General features: G+C 37.5%; 4 protein-coding genes and 2 pseudogenes. All 6 read right to left on the bottom strand.

What is annotated here, in order from left to right:
- Window positions 1-110: 110 nt before the first annotated feature.
- On the bottom strand, window positions 111-239 hold the full coding sequence (locus AFK68_RS43390) for a hypothetical protein (RefSeq protein WP_256386525.1): 129 nt from the start codon (window positions 237-239) through the stop codon (window positions 111-113).
- Window positions 233-736: pseudogene (locus tag AFK68_RS44705) on the bottom strand (branched-chain amino acid ABC transporter permease); the annotation flags it as partial. The gene AFK68_RS43390 and the pseudogene AFK68_RS44705, both read right to left, overlap by 7 nt.
- Before the next feature lies 1 nt (window position 737).
- Window positions 738-1,069: pseudogene (locus AFK68_RS44700) on the bottom strand (branched-chain amino acid ABC transporter permease); the annotation flags it as partial.
- Window positions 1,070-1,613: 544 nt separating this feature from the next.
- Window positions 1,614-1,955 carry an ABC transporter substrate-binding protein gene (locus AFK68_RS44695; RefSeq protein WP_371357306.1) on the bottom strand — a complete coding sequence of 114 codons (342 nt, stop codon included), beginning with the start codon at window positions 1,953-1,955 and terminating at the stop codon, window positions 1,614-1,616.
- Window positions 1,956-1,959: 4 nt separating this feature from the next.
- On the bottom strand, window positions 1,960-3,065 hold a 1,106-nt coding region (locus tag AFK68_RS44690), incomplete at its 3' end, for an ABC transporter substrate-binding protein (protein WP_371357305.1).
- Between the two features lie 645 nt (window positions 3,066-3,710).
- Window positions 3,711-4,588: sensor histidine kinase (locus tag AFK68_RS09470; protein WP_143437734.1), on the bottom strand; the 878-nt coding region annotated here is incomplete at its 5' end.

The raw sequence follows: 4,588 nt of genomic DNA, 5'->3' as shown, positions 1-4,588 counted from the left end.
TGGTTAAACTCGCCCCTACAATTTTTTAACGTTTAATTAGAACTATCTACTTATCTTTTCCCTTATGGATTTAATACTATATCCACTTCTTCCTTCTTCCTTGTATAATATTAACGTTGAATTTTACCAAACAATCCTTGAGGACGAAATAATAATGTAATTGCCATCAAAATAAATGGAAAAGCTACTTGCGCTCTCGGTGCAATTAAAATGCCAAAAGAATTAACTAAACCTAACAATAATGCCCCTCTAATGCACCTGGCAAACTCCCCAAACCACCGATAACAGTAATAATAAAACTTTCAATAATTACATTATCTGCCATTGCCGGGTTGAGGGTGCGTAAGGGAGCAACTAATACCCCGGCAACACCACCCAACCAAGCTCCCAACATGAAAACCCTGGTAAATAATTGCGGTACATTAATTCCTAAAGCTCCTGCCATAACTCTGTCTTGGGCAACAGCTCGCATGATTTTACCAAGGCGGGTTTTGCTCAAAAATAACCATAAACTAATTCCCACTAAAGGCGCGAGAATAATGATTAAGAGGTTGTATGCAGGATAGGGGCGGTCAAAAATTTGCACTGTTCCCGCAAATAACTCAGGAGTCGGGGTTGTTAAGGGGGCGCTTCCCCAGACTAAACGCACTAAGTCATTGATTAAAAGTACGAATGCAAATGTGAGCAATAGTTGAAAGCTGACATCTTGATGATAGATGCGCCTGACAAAAATAGANACTAAGTCATTGATTAAAAGTACGAATGCAAATGTGAGCAATAGTTGAAAGCTGACATCTTGATGATAGATGCGCCTGACAAAAATAGATTCAATTATCGCCCCAATAATTGCAACTGCCATGGGAGCAAAAATTAGGGCGATCCAAAAATTTAACCCGTGGGTAACGAGGGAAAATGTTAGGTAAGCTCCCAACATATATAGACTACCGTGGGCAAAGTTTAATATTCCCATGACTCCGAAGATTAAAGTTAGTCCAGCGGAGATGAGAAAGAGTAACATTCCGTTAGTGAGACCGTTAAGGCAAAATATGATGAAAGTAGAAATTGTCATACTGTTTTACGGAGATCAAAAGTCAAAAGTAAATATTACAGCATATTTCGGACAAATGATGTATAAGGCGTGAATAGTAAAACTTTTGTGGTGCGGGCATCTTGCCCGCTGCAGTAACCTGTAGTAGACCGACACATATTCAATGGTGCGTTACGACGGATTGTTAAATAACGTTCACAGCAAGTGATTTGAGCCGTCTAACGCACCCTACTGGACTTACGGATAACTATTGAAAAATAGTATAAGAGCTAATTTATCAAAGAAATCTAAATAAATATTATGTTGTCATTGCGAGGCGGTAATAAAACAAGTTAACCTTCACGAAAAACCATTAACTCAGCCGACGCAATCTCGCAGTCAGCCAAAGATTGCCACGGGGGGTAATAATTCGATATACCTAAATAGTTTTCTGATCTCCCCCCTCGCAATGACAGTAATGGGCAGTAGCAGTTGTGTTAAGATTTACTTGATGAATCAGTTCTAAGTCTAAAAGCGCAAATTTTTCAGCCAAGAGCATCTGACTTTTGACTTTCGTAAAACAATATCATAACTGGCAACTCGTAGCATTTGCTGATCTGGTGACAGAATTTCCAAGTGCAATTTGAATGGGGTCGAGAATAGGAAATGGATAATCTACACTCTTAGCAGTTTTGCCCCAGGTGACATCGACAATAGCTTGATGATCTGCTCCTCGGATGGTGACTTTTCCCATTGGAGCTTCGTATTCCCTACCCTCCAATGCTTGGATAACTGCTTCAGTATTGGTAGTTTTGGCATCATTAGCTGCTGCTGCCAGTAGATGTAAACCAACATAGGCATTTTGGGCGTTGTAACTGGGGTAGCTGTTGTAGCGATCGCGAAATTTCTGGACAAAGTTACGATTAATTTCNGCTCCTCGGATGGTGACTTTTCCCATTGGAGCTTCGTATTCCCTACCCTCCAATGCTTGGATAACTGCTTCAGTATTGGTAGTTTTGGCATCATTAGCTGCTGCTGCCAGTAGATGTAAACCAACATAGGCATTTTGGGCGTTGTAACTGGGGTAGCTGTTGTAGCGATCGCGAAATTTCTGGACAAAGTTACGATTAATTTCTGTATCTGGAGTTTGCCACCAGTAACGGGTACCTACCCACTGACTAATAGGCATTTCTGCTCCCAATGCGGTTAATACTTCCATTGCTGCTCCTAATTCCATATATACTGGGAATTTGGCAAACAAACCAAATTTATTTGCCTGTCTGACAAAGTTGACTAAATCATTTCCCCAAAGACTACACCATATTGCATCTGCATTTGATTCAGTTAGGGTGGTAATAAAGCTGTTGTAGTCTTCTGCGCCTAGTGTGGGAAAGGCGGTTTTGTCTAAAAATTTAATATCTGGTTGACGTTGCTGCACTGCTTTTTGGAAAAAATCCCAACTTTGATGACCGAAAGCGTAGTCAGGTCCGATGGTTGTCCATTTCAGATATGGTGCTTTGGTTGCGATGTCTGCTCCAGCGGTGGCGTTTTGCGCACCGTTGACGCTGCACCGGAAAATGTATTTATTGCATAATTCTCCAGTAATTTTGGGGGTTGCTGCATGAGTCACCATTAACACTCGCCCTAATTCTGGTAGGGTGGGCACGAGAGCTTCAGCCTTACCGGAGCTGTCGATACCAATAAGAAAGTCTACATTTTCTTCTAATACTAATCTGCGGGCGGTTTGTACTGGGTCGCCTTCGTGTTCAAATATGACTTCTACGGTGCGACCATTGATGCCACCGTTAGTATTGATTTCTGTTAGGGCGAGGTTAATGCCATCTCTAGCAAATTCGCCGTAAGTAGCAAAACCTCCGGTCAGGAGATACATTGCGCCAATTTTTACGGGTTGGTTGTTGTCAGTTGTGTTGTTAGAAGGGGTTGTGCAAGCTGCTAGTATTCCTACTCCTGCCCAACCCAGATTTTTCAGAAATTTCCGCCGTGGATAGCGGGGATAAAGTGGGTTAAATTTTAACATTTGATATGATTAATTATATTTTATAGTATTTATCAAGTTACTTAGGTACACTTGTTTTTCTGTTTTCTAAATCCTCAAACTTTGTACCTTATACCAATTCACTTTAGAAATGTCACAAATAGTTTGAAACTATACAAACTATATATGTGAAATAATTTCCTTCATTAATGGATAATGGATAATTACCTCTTCCTAAAAGGGAGAGGATTGACCAATAAGGAAAAAAAATTATTTTTTCCCCTTGAAAGGGGAGACTTTTAAGCTAAATGATTTAATTAATAATTAATAATTAATAATTATTAATTATTCGGTAAATTACTGTAACATCAAAGTTTTGCAGCCCAAAAAATCTTACTTTTAACTTTTGTAGGGGCGAATGGCCATTCGCCCTACTTCCGTGAAACGGTATTACCAGTATGAAATAATTTNTAATTAATAATTAATAATTATTAATTATTCGGTAAATTACTGTAACATCAAAGTTTTGCAGCCCAAAAAATCTTACTTTTAACTTTTGTAGGGGCGAATGGCCATTCGCCCTACTTCCGTGAAACGGTATTACCAGTATGAAATAATTTTATTTTAATTAGATTTTTTTAGTATTAGTTAAAATATTAATATTTTTTGATAAAAATTCACTCTTATTCATGGATTATAACCATAAATAACGGGCAATTCAATCACAAATTCTGTACCCTGACCAACTACAGAATTACAGTAAAAATTTCCCCCATGCTTTTCAACTATAATTTGATAACTCAGGGATAACCCTAAACCCGTACCTTTTCCCACAGGTTTAGTTGTATAAAAAGGGTCAAATATTCTCTTTTTTATTTCTGCTGGTATTCCTAGTCCGTTATCAATAATATGGATAGATATATAGTTTTTATTGATAGCTTCTGTCTTAATTTTTATCAGGGGTTTAGTAGAATAAAATTTAGATTTTAATTTTTCCCATGACATTTCTAAAGCATCAATACCATTAGCCAAAATATTCATAAAAACTTGATTAATTTGACTTGCTAAACATTCGACTAATGGCAAATTACTATATTCTTTAATTATCTTAATTTCTGGATATCCTAGTTGGGGTTTAAGGCGATGTTGCAAAATTAGTAGGGTACTATCTATACCTTCGTGAATATTAACTTGTTTCTGTTTAGATTCATCGTGACGGGAAAAGTTGCGTAAGGATAAAACGATTTCTTGAATTCTTCTAGCACCTTCTTCCATAGAATTCAGCAAAATCGGAAAATCTTCTCTGATAAAATCTACCTCTATTATACTTTGGCTATCTCTAATTTCAGCTACAGGATCTGAATAATATTGCTGATAAAGGTTGAGTAAATCTAATAAATCTTCTGCATAATTTCTGGCAGGTGCAATATTACCATAGATAAAGCTAATAGCATTATTAATTTCATGGGCAACCCCAGCAACTAACTGACTTAAACCCACCATTTTTTCACTCTTAATTAATTGAGCTTGAGTTTCTTTTAATTTTTTAAGTGTTTCTTCTAGAG

Origin of the sequence: Hydrocoleum sp. CS-953, from assembly GCF_002260545.1 — a bacterium.
In the GTDB taxonomy this organism is placed as follows: domain Bacteria; phylum Cyanobacteriota; class Cyanobacteriia; order Cyanobacteriales; family Microcoleaceae; genus Trichodesmium.
Note: the sequence above shows the minus strand (reverse complement) of the source record. Positions and strands in the feature narration are given on the sequence as shown.